The organism is Corynebacterium epidermidicanis, assembly GCF_001021025.1.
Classification (GTDB): domain Bacteria; phylum Actinomycetota; class Actinomycetes; order Mycobacteriales; family Mycobacteriaceae; genus Corynebacterium; species Corynebacterium epidermidicanis.
Genome location: NZ_CP011541.1, coordinates 435,396 through 452,127, shown reverse-complemented (window position 1 = coordinate 452,127; position 16,732 = coordinate 435,396). Strand labels below are relative to the sequence as shown.

Genomic DNA, 16,732 nt, shown 5'->3' with positions numbered 1-16,732 from the left:
TAGGGGCCTCCCCCCACTGCCTAGCTGCCCGTTTCGCAGCCTTTCCCGCCCTAGCCACGCTCTCGATCATTGGTTGGGTTTCAACTCCTTAGATCGCCGTTTAACGTCTTTGCCTCGAGCTGCGCCACGGCGTCGATTACAGGGGCCACACACAACATCAATGTCCTGTAGCCGGATCGGTAGCCCACGGTTGTGACGTTCCCACGCTTCGGGTGTGTGGTCACATTGGAGATCTTCGCTGGTTCCGCAGTCTGTGCAGAACGGCTGGAGCTTTCGGGCCTTTTCTGATAGTCGGCGCCAGCGCGTGTCATAGCCACGCTCCGCCGCTGTGGTGGCCTTGGTTTTCTTTCGGCCACGGTCTTTGATCCGTGCTACTTGCTTCGCGCACTGGTTGCAGCGGGAGCCGTGGCGGGTGGGTTGGCCGCAGGATAGGCATGGGTTGGCTAGCATGATTCTTTCCCGAGTTTTGTGGCGTTTCGGTGTTGGACTTCTTCGGCGGCGTCGACGAGGCGGTTTGCCAGTGTGTAGGCTTCGGCCGTGGTGAGTCGGTACCAGGTTTTGTCGATCCTGATTCGGACGTGTGGGCCTTTGCGCTTCGATCGTTTTACCGCTACTTCTGGTAGTGGTATTGCTGCTTCTATGCGTTGCATGTTTTACCCCTTAAAGTAGGTAGGATTTGGTGGCGTATGATAGGCTCTTGCTCGAGCGCTCGCTAGCGGCCGTAGGGCCTTGCGACGCAGAGCCGAGTGGCAAGACGGTCGTACTATGCCCTCCATCAGATGAACCCCTGTTCTTCAACCAAGTTGTATCGGGGGTTCTTCTCATTGGTGCTGGTCACACGCCCTTGGTCGATCCAGTAGGACAATTGACGGTAGACGTCGCGGTCGTGCATGTCGACCGCTGCCTTGAGCTGTGGCAGGGTCAGCGGTAGCGCGTTGCGGATCGCGGCCATCTCGATCAGTAGTGTGTGGTCAGCTTCCCTGAACTCCGGGGCGTCACTTTCGATGATCATGGAACCGTGGGATTCCGACAGGCGTAGCCCAATTGGTGCGAGTCCGCGCCCGTCCTTCCGCTTTTCGTCCTGCAATATGAGCCCGCCGCCGCTGCGCTCGAGTTTCATGAGTTGGTCCACACCTCCGAGTAGCGCGGAGGATCCGCGTACTTCGCCGCTTTTGCCGGTGTGGTGGACTGCGAGCACTGTGCCGTGATCTCCCATCGCTTCGCGGATCCTATAGAGGGAGTCGACTACTTTGCCCATGTCGGTTGCGCTGTTTTCCTCGAGGCCGAGGGAGCAGCGGGCTACGGTGTCGACTACTACGAGCCCATACTCCCCTGCTTCGATCTGGCCGATGAGTCGCTCCACCTGGAGAATGGATCCGAGGTTGACGGGTTTGTCGATGAGGTGGAACGCGGCAGCGGGCACGGTGGTTTTCCATGCTTGCTCCCATGCGTTGAGGCGTTGCTTAATACCGCGGGCGCCTTCCGCTGCGATGTATAGGACGTTGCCGGTTGCCTCGGTGTCGTGGCCTTGCCAGCGTTTGCCTGTGGCGTAGCAGCACGCCCAGTCGAGCGCGAGGAATGTTTTACCGGCCGCTGGTTGTGCCGCGAGCATGGCGACGGTCCCCTGGTCGATAACCCCCTTGATGAGTGGCTCGAGGTCGGGGATGGCGTCGATTTCTTCGCGGGTGAGGATGTGGAAGGCGGGGAGTTCCGGTGCTTCGGGGTCGACGTATTTAGCCGGCTTGTGTGGTTTGATTAGTGGTTCCATTGCGCACCCATGATCTTTCGGGCGGCGCTGTTAATTGTGCGCTCGATCTCGTACAACTCGAGACCCGCGCTTAGCGCGGCGTCCTCGAGCTGGTAAAGGATCCGGAGCCCGTCCTCGTAGGCTACGCAGGCAGCCCAAAATAGGATGTTGTTCCGGTTGCCGTCGGGTGCTTCGGCTACGCAGCGGATGAGGCCGTCAGCGTTGCGGTCGCCCCATGTCCATGAGGTTTCCCGGCGGAAGTGCCCGCGTGGGCGCCGTGGCTTATAGACAAGATCCTCAAGGTAGTCAGGAAGCATTGCAACTTCCATGAACCGCTCCCACTGGTAACGGTTGCCGTTCGGATGCCAGGAGCCAGGAGCAACGACATAGCCAGTTCGGGTCTTAATGTCGATGCCGGGCGCCGCGTTGTTTCCGCGGGTTGAGCGATCATCGGGGAGATTAAACCACAGGTGCAGGCCTTCGGAGCCTGTGAGAGTGGTGAGGGTTTCGGGAAATGGGTTGTCTCCGAGTATTTGGCTGAACGTCTCGAAACCGCCGTGCCGCGGGTCAATGTCAATAACGCAGTGCCCTTCGGGGACGCGGATCCCGATGTTGGCGTTGGGGTGATCTGTCCAGATTTCCTGTGCCAAGTCACAGCTTGAGGATGCGTTGTTGTGGCCACCGAAATAGATTGGGGTTTTTTCCTTCGGCTCCCCGTCGTGGCCGATTGTGCCGCGTGGGTGGAGTGGGAATACCTCGAAACCTTGACTAGCGAGCTCAACAGCCCACATGCACATTTCGGAGTTGTTGATAGGCAGGTTGGTCACTTGACATCACCGCTTTTCGCGGTTTGGAAGATGCGGGTGATGTACTCACGTTTTTCTTCGGTGAGTGGCGGGGCGTCTGCTAGGACGCGCTTAATGTAGTCGCCAAACTGTTCTGGCTGTTGCGACATATAAAACCCCTTAGACATGAAAATCTAAGGGGCCTTTTGTGCCACCTGGTACGCGGTAGACGTTCACCCAATCTAGTTGGGGCCCTGCTACCGTCCAGGGCTATTCTGTGGTCATTATAGCATCTTAGCGTAGAAATCGATGTATTGGATATCCAGTTTCGTCATACCGGCATCTGCAATGCCCCTCAAGATCTGTTTGAGCACTTCATCATTGCGGCTTACATGCATAGTGCATCGTGGACAAATTAGCTGGTCAGCGTAGTAATTAGTAATCGCATTTCGGCGTACCCTGGACATGCCCTTAGTTCCGAGGCGCTCAAGCCCTTCCGCATCGTGATATTCTAAGTGATCCTCATCGATTCCCCTGCGGCGTAATTCCTCCGGAGACGGGGGCGGCACGGCCTCATCAATGGCTACCGGGTTGTAATGGCCTTTGCGGTTCATGCGGTTGTTCATGTTGCCCCGGACGGGGTTCCAGTCAAGGGCGATATGCGAGGCGCGGCTGGTGTCCATTTCTATAATCGCTTCACCAAGTGTTGCCGGCCGTTTATTGGAAAGTGTGCCGCTCTTGTGACTGCAAACAATCTGGATAGTCGTCGGATCACTGAAACGCCGGAGCGATCGTTTTCGACGCGCCAGCCATTTACTTTTCGGCAGACTAGTCGGCTCTGGTTGCTGCTTTGAAAATGCTTTGAAGTGTTCCATGAGTTCATCGTCTGACATGTTTTCGTACATGATTTACTTCCATTCGATCTTGATTAGTTCGGGGTCAAATTTTGGGCCGCGCTTACCGGGCATGACCGTCACCGTCATGAGCATGTCGATCACTTCGGCGCGATTATCGGCAGACAGCCCACCCCACGCCGCTGCTACGTCATCGGAGTTGAGCACGAGCGCGAGTCCGGGGTGCGTGGCTGAAATGTCGCTGATCTTCCGGTCAAGTTTCTTGAGTGCATCCTCGACTTCGCGGGTGCCTGCCACGAGTTGTGAACGGTCGATAACCCCGGCGCCAAACAATTCCCCCAATGACGTCTTGCGAGAGAGTAGCTGCAGGCGCTCGTTCTTCAACTTTGGGAGATCGGGCCCTTTCGGATCCGCTTTAGACGCCAGCGTGATTTGATTCTCCGGCTTCGACAAATAGCCAATAACCACGCGGTCAACGAGGGCATCGAGTGGCTGTTGTGATCTGTGAACGCCTCCACATTCGCGGCACATGTAGGATCGTTTGCCGCCGTAGGCGCCCATTGAGTAGAGTTTTCCCCCGCATTTTCCGCACCTGTAGACCCCGGCGCCTTGCCATTTTCGGTCCGTGCCCTGTTGTGTTCGACGTGCTGGATCTGTGAGCAGGGCGCGGATTTGGTGCCACTTGTTTTCCTCGAGGATCGCGGGCCATTGAGCCTTGCCGACGATCTTCTTCTTATGGGTGGAGAATCCGGCGATTGTTGGGTTGAGCAGGGCGTTGCGTAGTGTGACGCTTCGCCATTGGTTGCCGTGGTTTGTCAGTGATCCTTCAGCGTTCAGGGACTTCACGACGGAGCGGAGCGAGTGGCCTTCGAGCAGTAGATCCGTGGCCCTGCGGAGCCATTGCGCTTCATTCTCGTTGATCTCGAGGCGCCCCTCCCCTTTGATGTTTCGGTACCCGTGGGGGACGTAACCACCTCGCCACTTGCCTTGCATGGCTCGTTGTTCCTCCGACGCCTTGAGCCGTTCGGTCATGTGGTCTACTTCGTAGTTGGCGATCGTTGCGACCATGCGGGCCATCATGCGGCCTGTGGCTGTGTTGAGGTCGAGGTCTCCGGCCTTGACGGTTCTTACTTCAACGCCGGTTGTTTCGACGATCTCCACGAGGTTTTCAAGGTCGACGGAGCGTCGGTAAAGGCGATCAATGTGCCAGCATATTATGCCCTCGAGTTGACCGTCTTTCGCGGCTTGCATCATCTGCTCATATGCGGGGCGGGTGGCGCCTGAAAACGCGGAAATGTCGTTGTCGGTGTAGACGTCGACAACTTCGAGGTTATGTAGGGACGCGAATTTTCGACAGTCGTTTTCCTGCCTGTCGACGCCGTGACCTTCACCTTTTTGGTCTTTCGAGATTCTGCAGTAGATCGCCCAACCCATAACCCCATATTACACCCTGTCTTGACATTTAGCGTTGCTGCGAATGTTGTCGCTGATCGAGTTCAGTGCTTCTTGAAGCTCACGCGCGGAGGTGTTCCAGCGGTTCATCAAGTTGTCGAAGGAAACCTGGGCACTACCAGCCCAGGTGTCTCGTACGCCGTCGACAATGCCGCGCAGGCGAGTCAGTTCCCCCTGGACTTCGTTGTTCGTGTTGTCTACTTGGCCGGCGGTTGCCAGCATCACGTCGGCTTCTGTGCGGAAAAGTTGAGTCATGAAAGTTCGCCCCTCCTCGAACGAATAAGTAAGTGTTAAGCATTGGACGGCTAGGACTGCGGTTGGCAGCGGCATCGCTCCCCCACCCCTGCATGCAACACACCCGAGCCAATCCTGCACTGGAAAATGAGCGGCCATTCAATGATGAATTTTTGCCCCTCATTATGTTTAGACTTTCCTCACGCCCAAAACGATCCCTCAAACTCAAAATTAGTTTTTGAGCCCAACGCTATCCACTGCCATTCGGCAGGTCGCGCGGTGTGGCACCGTAATTTCGAAGCGAGAATGGCAACCGACGGAAAACTGGTGTTCTTGCTCCACCCAGCTGACCCAGCGCACGTTCGACCCATCTCCTGGGTCTTCGTGATAGTCGATCGTTTGTGTCTGACCCCGCAAGTTCTCGCTGGCCAACGGAGAAAGGGCAGGATCCCGAGAAACCATCAGTTCCACTTCACGTCGCACCGCCTCCGGCGACACACCATAGATCGGATCTACCGCAATGAGGATCCGCAAGTTCGGATCACGCCCCACCGCCACCAATTTGCCGTCTTCTCGAGGCGCCATGGTGAAATCTGACGGCAGTTGAACCCGTATCCGATCATGCTCGACAATTTTGCCAGCAGCCCCAGCAGCTCCAGCAGCGCCATGGTTTTCCGCTGGTTTCGCCGGTACTGCCGATAAAGACTTCTGCGAGCTATCTAAGCCATCATGCGATTGTGGCATACTCGTTGCCTTTTGCTGCGGGGTCGACTCCGCTTCCAACCCCCACCAACTCACTCCGATCACGCTGATAATCACCACGGCAATAGCCGCATGAAACAGGGAAGGTCGCCAGCTTCTGGTCCTATTTCTTCCTTTCGTCGGCCGAGTGATCTCTACCGGTGCTTCCGCCTGCGCGATCGCTTCCGCGGGATAGGCCGCCAGTCCCTTGTTCAGTAGCGTTCGCGTCAGCATCTCTACCGCGGGGTCTTCCCCGGAGATCACCACCTCAATATCTGGCCAATGATCCCCAGCGATGGTCTTGATCTGATCGCTTACCGCAGTCAGCGCCCACCCCGAAACGATCCCGCTACCGGGTAGGTCGTACCGATAGATGTGCTCAGGGCCATCAAAAACCGTGGCGGTATCCAGCACGGTGATCGTAATCTTCTCCATCACCGCTCCTCTTCTTCGCTGGCGACGGCAACGTGGCAGGTACCGACCACCTCGCCACGTACTTGCCACACCCCGCGCCCCGGCGGCAGCGGTGTCGGTTTGATGCCGAAGATCTTGCCTTCCTCCCGATCAGCATCCATGAGCAGCACAGACGGCGAACTATCCCGCAGCGCCGCCATGAACGGATCAAACATTGCCCGGTTAATTCCGCCGGCTTTCCGTGCCAACACAACATGCAAGCCAATATCCCGGGCGTGAGGCAATAGATCTTTGAGAGGCTGCAAGGCGCCGTCGGGTAGCAAGTCGGCGTCGTCGATAAGCACGTAGAGCTCTGGCCCCTGCCACCAGGACCGCTGTTTGAGCTGTTCCGGGGTGATTTCCGGGCCGGGTAGCCTGTCACGAAGCGTAGTCACCGTACTCGCGATTGTCGCGGTGATGTCGCTGGGGGTAGCAGCGTAGGCAGCGACCATGTCCGGCGCGAATTCGGCCAGGTGGGCCCGGCGCGTATCGACGACCACTAGCCGGGCCTCGGCCTGATCCAGCTCGCAAATCGCTGCGCCAAGGGTGGACAAAAGGGTGGATTTCCCGCTGCCCTGAGATCCCACGCACAGGAAATTGCTGCTGGTAGTTGGGTCCCAGGCCAGGGTTGATAGCTGCCTGCCTCCGATTGCGAAATTGAGTCCTGGAACGGCAGCGAGTTCAGCACGCGCGATCCGGGTTGGGAGCAGCTTGAGCTTGGGCACTGGCTGCCAACCGTTGCTGCGGCTAGCCAAAACTACATGCCCCACGTCCTGGTTCGTGGAGTGTGCCATGAGCATGTGTTCACCTTCTGGGGTTAATCCACGGCCCGGCGCGGCGGGAAGTTTTTGCTGCTTCTTTCGGTCAATGAGCGAATCCATCGGTTCGCCGAGTCGCAACTCAATGCGGGTACCGATGAGGTCTCTGATCGCCGGTCGCACAACCGTCCATCGTGGTGTTGCAAGCAACAGGTGGACCTTGGCGGCAAGGCCTTCGGCGGCAATCGTCGCGAAGTCATCGGCGAGATCCTCGAACTCGGAGGTGACCACCTGCCAGCCATCGACGACGAGGAAGGTATCTCTTTCCTCTGGCTCGGCAATTAACCCGAGCACTTCATCGACGATCCGACGCACCTTTTCCGGCTCGGATTTATGAGCAACACCCGCGACATGCGGTACTGCGCTAAGTCCGGCTAAGGCAGTTCCGGAAAGATCAAGAACATAGAATCTCACCTGCTCAGTGGAGTGGGTCGCAGCCAGCCCCAACACCACCGACCGCAACGCCGTGGTCTTCCCGGTCTGCGGGCCACCACATAATGCGCAATGTCCACCAGCGCCGGAAAAATTCAAAATGAAAGGGTCCTGGCGCTGTAGAAATGGCCGGTCAATAACTCCCACCGCCGCTTGCAACAGCCCCACTTGATCGGCAACACCAGCTAGCGGGACTGAATCAGGCAGCGGTGGCAACCACAGTTGGTGCGCAGTCATCCGGCTATGCCGACCAGCTGCGACAATCAGTTGAACCGACGCACTCAACACGGTGTGGCTATCATGATCTCGGTAGTACGTTTGAGCTTCCGGCGCCAAAGCATCCCAACCACGAAAGAGTTCCACCTTCGCCGATGGAATGTGCCCGCCTGCAACTACCGGGAGCGCGCCAGAAACGTAGGAGCCTTGAAAGCGCGTCACATCATCATGATCGGACTTGATATAACCGGCACCGGGCTGAGCGGGCAGTTGATACGCATCCGTTACTCCCAGCACCTGACGCGACTCCGCTGCCGAAAACGTCTTCAAACCGATCCGATAGGACAAGTGCGAGTCCAATCCCCGAAGTCGGCCTTCTTCGAGTCTTTGGCTGGCCAGCAACAAGTGCATCTGCAAAGACCGCCCCAGGCGCCCAACCGCCACGAACAAGTCCGCAAAATCAGGGTGTTGACCCAACAGTTCTGAAAATTCGTCCAGCACAATGACCAACGCGGGCAACGGTGGCAGCTCCGGATTCGTACTTGCACGAGCCGCCGAGTATTCCGTCACGTTGGCAAAGTTGCCTGCGCTGCGCAGCAATTCTTGGCGACGATTCATCTCGCCACTAATCGCATCATGCATGCGCTCCACTAGGGATGCTTCCTCGGCCAGGTTCGTGATCACCGCAGAGGTGTGTGGCAGATCCTCCAACCCCAAAAACGTCGCACCACCCTTGAAATCGACCAGTACGAAATTAAGCTCCTCCGGCGAGTGGGTGAGCGCAAGTGCCAAGACAAAGGTTTTTAGAAGCTCGGACTTACCAGAACCGGTAGCCCCGATACACAAACCATGGGGGCCGACGCCGCCATGCGCTGACTCCTTGATGTCCAGCATTTGGGGCTGGCCCAACGCATTCACGCCAATCGGCACCCGCAGCCGATCCCGCGTACCTCGACGATAAGACCATAGCTGTTCAGGCGGAACTGCCTGCAAATCCGGAAGCCCAAGCAGCCCGAGGAAGTCCATTCGTTGGGATTGGGCGCCGTCTGGGCGTCGATAAGCGCTCATGGCCCGCGCGCACTGCAGCGCATTTCCAACATCCACGAGGTCGGGCACGCCGATGTCCTCCAAGCCTCCTTCTGTGTGGACCGTGAGCTGCTCGCCTGCGGTGAGCATTAGCCCCTCGGCCAGCGCGCGCATCCCCAGCTCGGTATGCATCCGGGCTTCGATGTCGATGATGCATTGCCAGTGCGGGTCGTCCAGGTAGTCTTCGATCCCGGTGGTCGGCACGTCCGAAAGCACCAGGATGCGAAAAGCTGCGCTATCGGGGTCGCGGGTGTGCGGCAGCCATTTTGTCCACTCGCAGCCATCTCCGATGACTTTGATTCCCACTGTCTCCGGACCATGGTGGTACGCCAGCTGCAAAACCAAACTCCTGCCTAGGGCCATCGCGAACGGACCCGCGAGCCCCACAAACCGAAAGGCCTGAAGCTGCACCGCCACTGGCATGTGCGCTACCGCACCGACTGATCGCACGGTATGGCGCAATGTCACGGCACAAACCGGGTCGAGGTCTTCGGGTGGCCCGGAATCCGTCACGGAGACTGGTGTGTAGAGCGCTGTGGTCCCTACTCCGATGCGGACCTCCAGCGCATCCGGGTCCACCGCTGCGCGTTCCCACATGCGACGAGCCCCAACCACCGACCACAAATGCCGGGGATCGGGATGTTTATGCAGTTCATGGGCGCGCTGTTGTTTTCCTGCAGTTAAGGCCTTTTCCCGCACCGCCCCGAGGTGGCGTAGATAGGCCCGCCGGATTTCGTCCGTGTCGTCGGTTTGCCCGCCACCGAACATGGTCATCATCGAAACCACCAACATAACCGGAAACATGAGCATCATCGGGCTGGCTTGACCATCGCCGCTGGTGAGCATCAGCGCAAGCATTCCGCCGACCATGAGCACCATCACCAAGGGCATGATGATTCTGATGAGCGGCAGCGGTTGCGGCCGCATCATCGGCGGTACTTTGTCACACACAATGCTCCCCGCTGGCAACGGCGGGGCCGGCTCGCGTTCCCCGATGGACACCCGAGGTTGAATGAACTCCGAAAAGTAAGTCTCCGGATTCATTTCCGCCCGACTGTCCGCGCTCCGCGCAGGCGGGTCGGCCGCATCGCCGGTGGCACCTTCCCCGACCTGCAGTCTTGCCACAGGTTCTACCGCTCGGCTGTTATCAGCCAGCCTTGATTCCGACATACTTTCCCCCAAAGTATCCCTAGCTCCAGGGGGTCTCGGCGCACCTAGGCGCCGTCGCTATCTCTGAGATCCTCCCCCGAGTTGCCCAAAATACGACGCCCATTTGCAGCACCAACCCCTGTAGCTGCTAACGATTTTGAAAAATCCCCCAAAAACCTGCTGCTAACAACATGTTTCTTCACTTCGCCGACCGGAGAGCTGTCACTTCTCCGGTAGACACCGCGCTTAGTTTAAGCCAAGATTGTGACTATCGCCACGGGGGTGGGGAATTCATTCGACTACGCATTGCCGGTTAGTCGTCAGCAATTACGGGGGAACACATGCCAAAATCGTCACACACTTTAGCGCTCACTATTCGAATCGACCTCAGCGAACTCGGTTCACCTCATGTCACTTCTGGTTCGGCATCCCCCAGCACGCCCGTGCAATCAATGCAGCTATCAGCTCGCCCCACCGAGGTGTTGCCGTCTACTGATCTTTCCTTGCCCGCGTACTCAACACTCGCCGAGTGTTTGGACGACATTCTGGATCTCATCGGCGCTCCGACCATCACCCTCCCCTGGGAGTTTCGCACCGCCGCCGGTCGCGAGCTGGATCCGTGCGTTCCCCTCACACAACTGGGCATTCCTCCGGGCAGCGTTGTGGTCTTGTCCCCACATCGGGAACTGCCCGCCCCAATCTTGAAAGACGCCGCAGAATCTCTCCTCGATATCCCCGCTACTTTCAACTCCACGGGATTGGCAGCCTCCGCTTTCCTCATCTCTGCGCTCGGGCTCGGCGCTCTTGCGTGGACTTCACGGTTACCGACTCTCTCGTCTCCCCTCCTCCTCCTGCTGCTCTCCCTGACATTTTGCGCGCTGTGCCTTTGGTTGAAGTTGTTGCCACCGGTCATCGCCGGGGGACTTCCCGACCAAGCAAGCTCAAGTGTGATCGCAGTCCTCGCATGGGCCTTTTGCCTAGTCGGAACATTCGCCTTAATAGTGCAACATCGGCCACTCCATCCCGGCCCCCAAGTAGCCTGGGCCGCGCTAGCTGCCCTGACCACCGCCGGGATTTTGGTGGTCGTTTGCCTGCTACTTGCCGACATTCCCATCGTCACCGGAACCATCCTCTTGACGAGCACCTTCGTCACCACCGTCAGCTGCCTCATGCTCTTTGCATTCCACTCATTCATCGCCGTAGCCGCAAGCATCGTCGTAACGTCGTTACTGCTGCTGACTTGGTCAGCCCCACTGAGCATTCAACTTTCCGGCCTTACCGTGCCACAACTGCCCTCAGCCGGCCAGGACCTCAAAGTGTCCGACCATCCCATCCACGACGCCGCCAGCAAGGCACAACGCGCCAGTACGCTTCTCGACGCCCTCTTGTTCGGACTCGGCCTGACCGCGGGGAGTGCACTAGTTTTTCTAGGCAGTTCAGGTGGCGGTTTCAGCTCAGCTTTCTGCCTCACCAGTACCTTTTGCGTACTGTTACATGCGGTACGTCATCGCAGTCCGCGGGCGATGTGGGGATTATGGCTGTGGGCGTTAGCGGGTTTGGCAGGTGCAGTACTTTCCGTGTGGCTTCGACCTGCCAGTGACATCGCATTGTCAGTTGTGATCCTTTCGCTTTTTGTTGGCATCTCTGCTCCGTTGTGGGCAGGGCGAGTGCGTACCCTGCCCGCGACAACAATTAGTTGGTTGGAAAAACTAGAGACTCTCGCCATTGCTGCTGCCCTGCCAATTGGCGTCCACCTCATTGGCCTATTCGCCTGGATTCGGGGACTGGGCTGATGCGCGGCAGACTCGGATCGATTGCATGGATTGGTCTCCTAATTGGGCTCTCGCCAACTGCCGCACCTGCCCAGGAGGTTGCGGACAACTGTCCCTCAGTTGTACCTGCCTCTGAGCAACCTGTCCCGCACCTCGATCAACCTCAGCAGCTCGAGGCAGTGCATCAATTTGCAACCGGTGCCGGAATTCGCGTCGCGGTAATCGATACTGGCGTTTCGAACCATCCGCGGTTAGGTGGGGTCGAGGATGGCGGGGATTTCGTCGATAAGGCTAGCGCCCACCGAGATTGCGATGCTCACGGCACGATCGTCGCGGGTGTGATCGCGGCGCGCCCGGGCCCGGACACGGTCGTAGGAGTGGCACCGGATGCTCAGGTGGTTTCAATTCGCCAGACTTCGGCGTTGTCGCGAAGAAACGACCGGGATGCCAACTCATTGGCTACCCTCGTAGCGGCGATCAACCGGGCGGTCGAACTGCGCGCGGACGTGATCAATATTTCCGTGGTGTCCTGCGTGCCTCGGCAAGCCGCGGGGTCGCTGAATACCTCCAGTCTCGCCGCGGCGTTGGCACGCGCCGAGGATGCTGGTGCGGTCGTGGTGGCAGCAGCGGGCAATACTGGGAATTCTTGCGACGCTGACTCGATAGTGTTTCCGGCTCATTCGCCGACGGTCTTAGCTGTGTCGGCGAGCAAATCAACGCATGAACTTGCTGAATATTCAGTCGCACCGCCCAGCGCACCAATCTCGGCCCCGGGCACGGTCGATCTCGCCCTCGATCCGCGGTCAACGGGGCTAGCCACCGGAGTTTCTGGTTCGCAGGGACCAACCAGTTTCACCGGTACGAGCTTTGCAGCTCCCTTCGTTGCCGGGGTTGCGGCCCTAATCAAGCAGCGCTACCCAGATGAGTCGCCGGCACAAGTGCGCGAGAGGATCCGAGCGGCCGCCTCGCCAGGTACCGGCGCGGTAGATCCACTGTGGGCGGTAGCTTATCTGCCTGCAGATTCAGCCCGCAATCATCCAGTTGCTCTGAAAGTCCCGGGACCTTCCTCGCGGCTAAGCGAGCACCGGGCACAGGTTGTGCTCGCTACCCTTTTGGCTGGTGGGGTGTTAGGCAGTGTGCTGCTAAGCGTCGCGCGAACGCTGCGTCGATAAGGTGCATTTCGATACCTAGTACAGTGGCTTGAGTGCCTGAGCTCGGCTGAGCTCGCTTCCCTCGGGGAGCAACCTCAGGATGCGCCAGGGTGCCGACGGCGAGCCTTCTATCCCCAAGGCCGCGGCATCTTTCGGGGTGCTTACCCGGTGAAAAACCCCATACTCCGACACGATTCCGTAGCCATATCCGGTGTCTACTCCTACGCTTCCTGCTGGCAGGCCAGAAAAGATGGTGGCAGCCGACTTCCCAGATAGCGCGACCCCGCCAGTCAGCTCTGTTGGCATCGTTGCCACCGTCCCTTCCGCCGAGGTGACGCACACAGTCGAGAAATCAATCCAGCGAAGTTCGGTGGTGGGCAAATGTATGGGTGCGTTGCTCGTCGGAAAGCTTGTTAGTTCCTTGCGGGCAATGTGGTGAGTGGTGGCACCGGAGTCTCGAAGGATGTCGTATTGGGTTGGGGTGAGATGTGTAATCCCGTCTGGGCGTTCCAGCCAATAGTCCCCTTCCGCGTCATACACGCGTAACGCGCCTTCCGGCACATGAAAAGGAGGGTGTTCAAACGCCGCAGAGAGCACTTCGGCGTCGGGCCGCCACACCGGGTGCTTTGGATCGATGTGCAGCCGGCGCCGAAGTGAACGACCCAACGGCTCATCTGGAGGGGGCAACATGGTACGTCCGTTTCGCGTGACCAGCCACTGATGGCCATTGGCCTCGGCAATGATTCCGTCACCGTCGGCAAGTAGCGGGATGGGCTCAGTGTCTGCACGGACCATCGTCGTCTTCCCGTGGTGGCACACACCCCAATGCAGCAGCGGATGAGGCGCTGGGGCGATGATTCCAGGCGCCTCCTTGATTCCCACCGGCACCCCACGAGGGATCTCCGCGAGAAGCTGATCGGAGGCCCGAGCTGGGTTTTCCGGGGCACCCGCGATCAACCGGGCAGAAGCCATATTTGCGACGGGATGCGCAGTCGGACCTTCTTTCCCTTTAATCTGCACGTATAGTGCGCCCGATTCGGCCGCGATTATTGGAGCATCTCCTGGGTCGATGGCCGGTCGAAACATCGCCATAGCTCCGGAGCCGATGCCGATGATGACAACGGCAAGAAGTCCGAACAGCGTAGCCCGCCTGCGTGCACCCAATGGGTCCGAAATCATGCGGATGTCGCCCAGCACCACACCGTGCTCGACACGTCGCATCAAAAACCTATGCCCGGTGATCTGGGCTTTTGTTGTGGGCAGCAGCACTGTTTCCACGATGTCCCCCGAATTGGAAAATGTCAGCTAGCACGCGCAGGCTCCCCCGAACCCGCGCTTTCAATCACACACGTTTATCTTAATGGCTCCGCGCCTGCTTCGCTCCGCACGCGACGAGGGCAGGAAAGCAACGCGGGCAGGAAAGCAACGCGCGTCGCAAAGCAACCGCCACAAGCTACGGCGCGACTACTTCCCCATCGCCACCGGCTTCGACGTCGGCTGGCGATGGCACCTGGGCGAGCTTGTCCCCGCCGGGCCATTGATCTGGCTTGTTTTTGGACAGCCACTCGAAGTGGGAATCTCGCCCGCGGTTCGGGATGGTCGGCCGGTGAATGACTGGCTGATCAATCTCGTCAAAAGTTTCCGCCAATCCGAGCTCGCCCTTCGTCTTCAGACGTGGCAATGGGTCTGGTGATGGCGAATTCGCCCGGATTGCTAGCAATTCTTCGTCGCTAAATGCTGCGTTGACGGCGTAGATACCGATTTCTTTATCGCGGTAAACGGTGGTGAGACCCGGGGTTTCCATGAGCCCAAATTCAAGGTCCGGGCGATCCCATTGGAATGGCCAGAACTTCGGCGGCGAAATGTAAATGTAGGTGACGCCGAGCTCCTTAGCGGCGATATCGACCCGGTTTGCTTCATCCGGAACATCGAAATTGCCCGCACCCAGTCGCATGGTGTGGAAGAACAATAAGTTCGTTTCAGAGCCCGCTGGCGCATTCGGCCACAGATAATGCTTGTAGAACGCCGGCAGACCGTTGTAGGCATACATCCAACCCGAGCCCTCGTCTGGATTAGAGAAGATCACTCCGTCCATGGCGCGTGGCTGAGTTTTGAGCCAATCGAACGCCCTCAAATCCCGATGATTAACGATGCGTTCATCACGAGCCGCATTGATCGTCCACTGTGCTCCCGGGCCAATGTGCTCCGTGGCCGCGGCCTCAACCACGCCACCACCGATCAGGGCCAAAACCACCGCGCTTATCGACGCCGGTTTCGCAAACTTCTTGATCGGCCCACCTGTGACAAGTCGAATAGCAACAGCAAGCGCAACCGCGGCTCCTGCAACGATGAACATTGCGCACGGCATGATGAGACGGTGGGCTGTGTTGTAGTGCAGAGCACCGATCATGCCGAGGGTATCGCCCCAGCCGTCGCCGAAAGGCTGCAGTGAGTTAGCGGTGATCCACACGCTCAAGCCCCAGAAAGCCGGGGCCCAAAGGTTGCGACGCCACACCAGCAACGCAATCGCACCGGCCAACGCGAGCCACACCCACGGCGTCATATCGAGCTGGAACACGCTGGTGTGGCGCGTGCGCATGAAAATCGAGTTCATCCAGGTTTCGGTTCGGCTCAAATCCTCGAGGGCGGAGAATTCCTTAACCTCTTCAGTCTGTTCGGCACCGAGCAGAATTTGTGGGAGCAGAGTGAGCGCGCCCATGATTCCAGGGATCGCCAAGAGCGCTACATCGCGGAGCCGGTAGCCGATGTGTCCCTTCCAGGTCGCAGGCCTCCTAGCTGGCCGCCATAGCAGGTACAGCAGCCACCACAGCGCCAAGCCCAGCACCGGAACGGTGGCCGCGGCTGGGTGAATTTGCACCAAGCCCATGAAGGCCAAAGCCGCTGCAAAGATCCGGATCGGTGAATAGGGCACGGACATGAACAGCCCCAGGACGATTCCGGACACGGACATCGCGGCCAAATATGGCCAAGCACCCACAAAATGGCCGATCCAAAACAGCACCGGGAAACCTGGAACGATAAGTGGTGCAAGTCCAGCTGCGATCTGTGCAGTCAGACCACGATTATTGACCAACCGCCACGCGATCGCAGCTACGGTCAGCGGCAAACAAATCGCAGGCAGCACCAGCGCGGTGAGGTTCGTTGCTGCGATTGGTGAAATCCCTGCGATCTCCCGAAACAGCGCCCCACCAGCGTGCCATGCCGAGGGGTAGTACATCTTGGCTTGGGTCTCGGTGTTTTGCAGCTCGCCCATGCGTGTTGGGGAGGCGATACCTGCGTCCATGATCCATCGCATGACGCTGGCATGCCAGTGCACATCCCACCCTTGGAAGATGTTGTCCATTCCCCTGGTAGACACGCTCAAGTACCCAAGGCTGCATCGCAGGAACAGGTACGCACCAAGCATTGCGCCGACACCAGGAAGAATCCAACGCGGATCGAGCAACGTTCCGACGCGCCAATCCGTCTTGTAGCTAGCCGGTTCCGCGAGGCTCGCTTCGCCGTCGACGGGTGCCTCCGAGTCGATGTCGGATCGTGCTTTGGCAAGGCGACGACGTCGAAAAACTATGACCCCCGCACGCCAAATAATCGCCAGCACGACGATGGCCGCCCAGATTACCGCCACCGTCTTGACTTCAAAGCGGTAGTCAGTAAGGCCCAGCAACCAGGCGGCGAGGCCAAATACCCCAAAAGACGATGGTACGGATGCGGCGATCGCCCACGGGCCCCGCGCTCCGGAAACCCAGTTGAGAATAAAGCCAGGCAGCATGAATACTGCGATTGCGATTGCTGCCGCACTGGCCATCCCCATTACTTCGCAC

At 58.7% G+C, this 16,732-nt stretch carries 13 protein-coding genes; 2 read left to right on the top strand and 11 right to left on the bottom strand.

All coding sequences use genetic code 11. The features are described from left to right. Nucleotides 1–443 precede the first annotated feature (443 nt). The 9 genes from CEPID_RS02155 to eccCa form a co-directional block, all read right to left on the bottom strand. Nucleotides 444–650 carry a hypothetical protein gene (locus CEPID_RS02155; RefSeq protein ID WP_047239569.1) on the bottom strand — a complete coding sequence of 69 codons (207 nt, stop codon included), beginning with the start codon at nucleotides 648–650 and terminating at the stop codon, nucleotides 444–446. Nucleotides 651–775: 125 nt separating this feature from the next. Continuing rightward, a complete protein-coding gene (locus tag CEPID_RS02150; protein ID WP_047239568.1) occupies nucleotides 776–1,768 on the bottom strand; it encodes an AAA family ATPase in 993 nt (330 codons plus the stop codon). Next, on the bottom strand, nucleotides 1,756–2,574 hold the full coding sequence (locus tag CEPID_RS02145) for a bifunctional DNA primase/polymerase (RefSeq protein WP_052843290.1): 819 nt from the start codon (nucleotides 2,572–2,574) through the stop codon (nucleotides 1,756–1,758). The genes CEPID_RS02150 and CEPID_RS02145 overlap by 13 nt, the downstream gene beginning before the upstream one ends. Then, nucleotides 2,571–2,702, bottom strand: a complete 132-nt coding sequence (locus tag CEPID_RS13630; RefSeq protein ID WP_269081248.1) for a hypothetical protein — start codon at nucleotides 2,700–2,702, stop codon at nucleotides 2,571–2,573. Before CEPID_RS13630 ends, CEPID_RS02145 begins: the two co-directional genes overlap by 4 nt. A gap of 114 nt (nucleotides 2,703–2,816) precedes the next feature. After that, on the bottom strand, nucleotides 2,817–3,437 hold the full coding sequence (locus CEPID_RS02140) for a hypothetical protein (protein ID WP_047239567.1): 621 nt from the start codon (nucleotides 3,435–3,437) through the stop codon (nucleotides 2,817–2,819). Nucleotides 3,438–3,440: 3 nt separating this feature from the next. After that, entirely contained in the window at nucleotides 3,441–4,820 is a 1,380-nt protein-coding gene (locus tag CEPID_RS02135) for a recombinase family protein (protein ID WP_047239566.1), read from the bottom strand. Nucleotides 4,821–4,829: 9 nt separating this feature from the next. Next, nucleotides 4,830–5,093 (bottom strand): WXG100 family type VII secretion target, encoded by a 264-nt coding sequence (locus CEPID_RS02130; protein WP_047239565.1) that lies wholly within the window; start codon nucleotides 5,091–5,093, stop codon nucleotides 4,830–4,832. 210 nt (nucleotides 5,094–5,303) lie between these two features. Further along, nucleotides 5,304–6,248, bottom strand: a complete 945-nt coding sequence (locus CEPID_RS02125; protein ID WP_047239564.1) for a type VII secretion-associated protein — start codon at nucleotides 6,246–6,248, stop codon at nucleotides 5,304–5,306. Then, nucleotides 6,248–9,862, bottom strand: a complete 3,615-nt coding sequence (eccCa, locus tag CEPID_RS02120) for a type VII secretion protein EccCa (RefSeq protein ID WP_047241273.1) — start codon at nucleotides 9,860–9,862, stop codon at nucleotides 6,248–6,250. The genes CEPID_RS02125 and eccCa overlap by 1 nt, the downstream gene beginning before the upstream one ends. A 446-nt stretch (nucleotides 9,863–10,308) precedes the next feature. Here eccCa and eccD point away from each other — a divergent pair, with 446 nt between their 5' ends. Together eccD and mycP are read left to right on the top strand one after the other, a co-directional pair. After that, entirely contained in the window at nucleotides 10,309–11,760 is a 1,452-nt protein-coding gene (gene eccD / locus CEPID_RS02115) for a type VII secretion integral membrane protein EccD (RefSeq protein WP_047239563.1), read from the top strand. Next, the gene (gene mycP / locus CEPID_RS02110) at nucleotides 11,760–12,911 is read left to right on the top strand and encodes a type VII secretion-associated serine protease mycosin (protein WP_047239562.1); all 1,152 of its coding nucleotides are present in this window, start codon (nucleotides 11,760–11,762) and stop codon (nucleotides 12,909–12,911) included. Before eccD ends, mycP begins: the two co-directional genes overlap by 1 nt. 15 nt (nucleotides 12,912–12,926) lie before the next feature. On the opposite strand, the gene eccB is transcribed toward mycP, so the two are convergent. Both eccB and CEPID_RS02100 read right to left on the bottom strand, forming a co-directional pair. Continuing rightward, nucleotides 12,927–14,111: a type VII secretion protein EccB gene (gene eccB, locus CEPID_RS02105; protein WP_047239561.1), complete on the bottom strand. Its 1,185-nt coding sequence runs from the start codon at nucleotides 14,109–14,111 to the stop codon at nucleotides 12,927–12,929. 232 nt (nucleotides 14,112–14,343) lie between these two features. Next, on the bottom strand, nucleotides 14,344–16,716 hold the full coding sequence (locus CEPID_RS02100; RefSeq protein WP_144413418.1) for a DUF6541 family protein: 2,373 nt from the start codon (nucleotides 16,714–16,716) through the stop codon (nucleotides 14,344–14,346). Between the last annotated feature and the right edge of the window lie 16 nt (nucleotides 16,717–16,732).

What these genes read in the sequence shown, in the direction of transcription:
- CEPID_RS02155 (WP_047239569.1), bottom strand. Translation starts at nt 650, where the DNA reads ATGCAACGCATAGAAGCAGCAATACCACTACCAGAAGTAGCGGTAAAA.
- CEPID_RS02150 (WP_047239568.1), bottom strand. Translation starts at nt 1,768, where the DNA reads ATGGAACCACTAATCAAACCACACAAGCCGGCTAAATACGTCGACCCC.
- CEPID_RS13630 (WP_269081248.1), bottom strand. Translation starts at nt 2,702, where the DNA reads ATGTCGCAACAGCCAGAACAGTTTGGCGACTACATTAAGCGCGTCCTA.
- CEPID_RS02140 (WP_047239567.1), bottom strand. Translation starts at nt 3,437, where the DNA reads ATGTACGAAAACATGTCAGACGATGAACTCATGGAACACTTCAAAGCA.
- CEPID_RS02135 (WP_047239566.1), bottom strand. Translation starts at nt 4,820, where the DNA reads ATGGGTTGGGCGATCTACTGCAGAATCTCGAAAGACCAAAAAGGTGAA.
- CEPID_RS02130 (WP_047239565.1), bottom strand. Translation starts at nt 5,093, where the DNA reads ATGACTCAACTTTTCCGCACAGAAGCCGACGTGATGCTGGCAACCGCC.
- CEPID_RS02125 (WP_047239564.1), bottom strand. Translation starts at nt 6,248, where the DNA reads ATGGAGAAGATTACGATCACCGTGCTGGATACCGCCACGGTTTTTGAT.
- eccCa (WP_047241273.1), bottom strand. Translation starts at nt 9,862, where the DNA reads ATGAATCCGGAGACTTACTTTTCGGAGTTCATTCAACCTCGGGTGTCC.
- eccD (WP_047239563.1), top strand. Translation starts at nt 10,309, where the DNA reads ATGCCAAAATCGTCACACACTTTAGCGCTCACTATTCGAATCGACCTC.
- mycP (WP_047239562.1), top strand. Translation starts at nt 11,760, where the DNA reads ATGCGCGGCAGACTCGGATCGATTGCATGGATTGGTCTCCTAATTGGG.
- eccB (WP_047239561.1), bottom strand. Translation starts at nt 14,111, where the DNA reads ATGCGACGTGTCGAGCACGGTGTGGTGCTGGGCGACATCCGCATGATT.
- CEPID_RS02100 (WP_144413418.1), bottom strand. Translation starts at nt 16,716, where the DNA reads ATGGCCAGTGCGGCAGCAATCGCAATCGCAGTATTCATGCTGCCTGGC.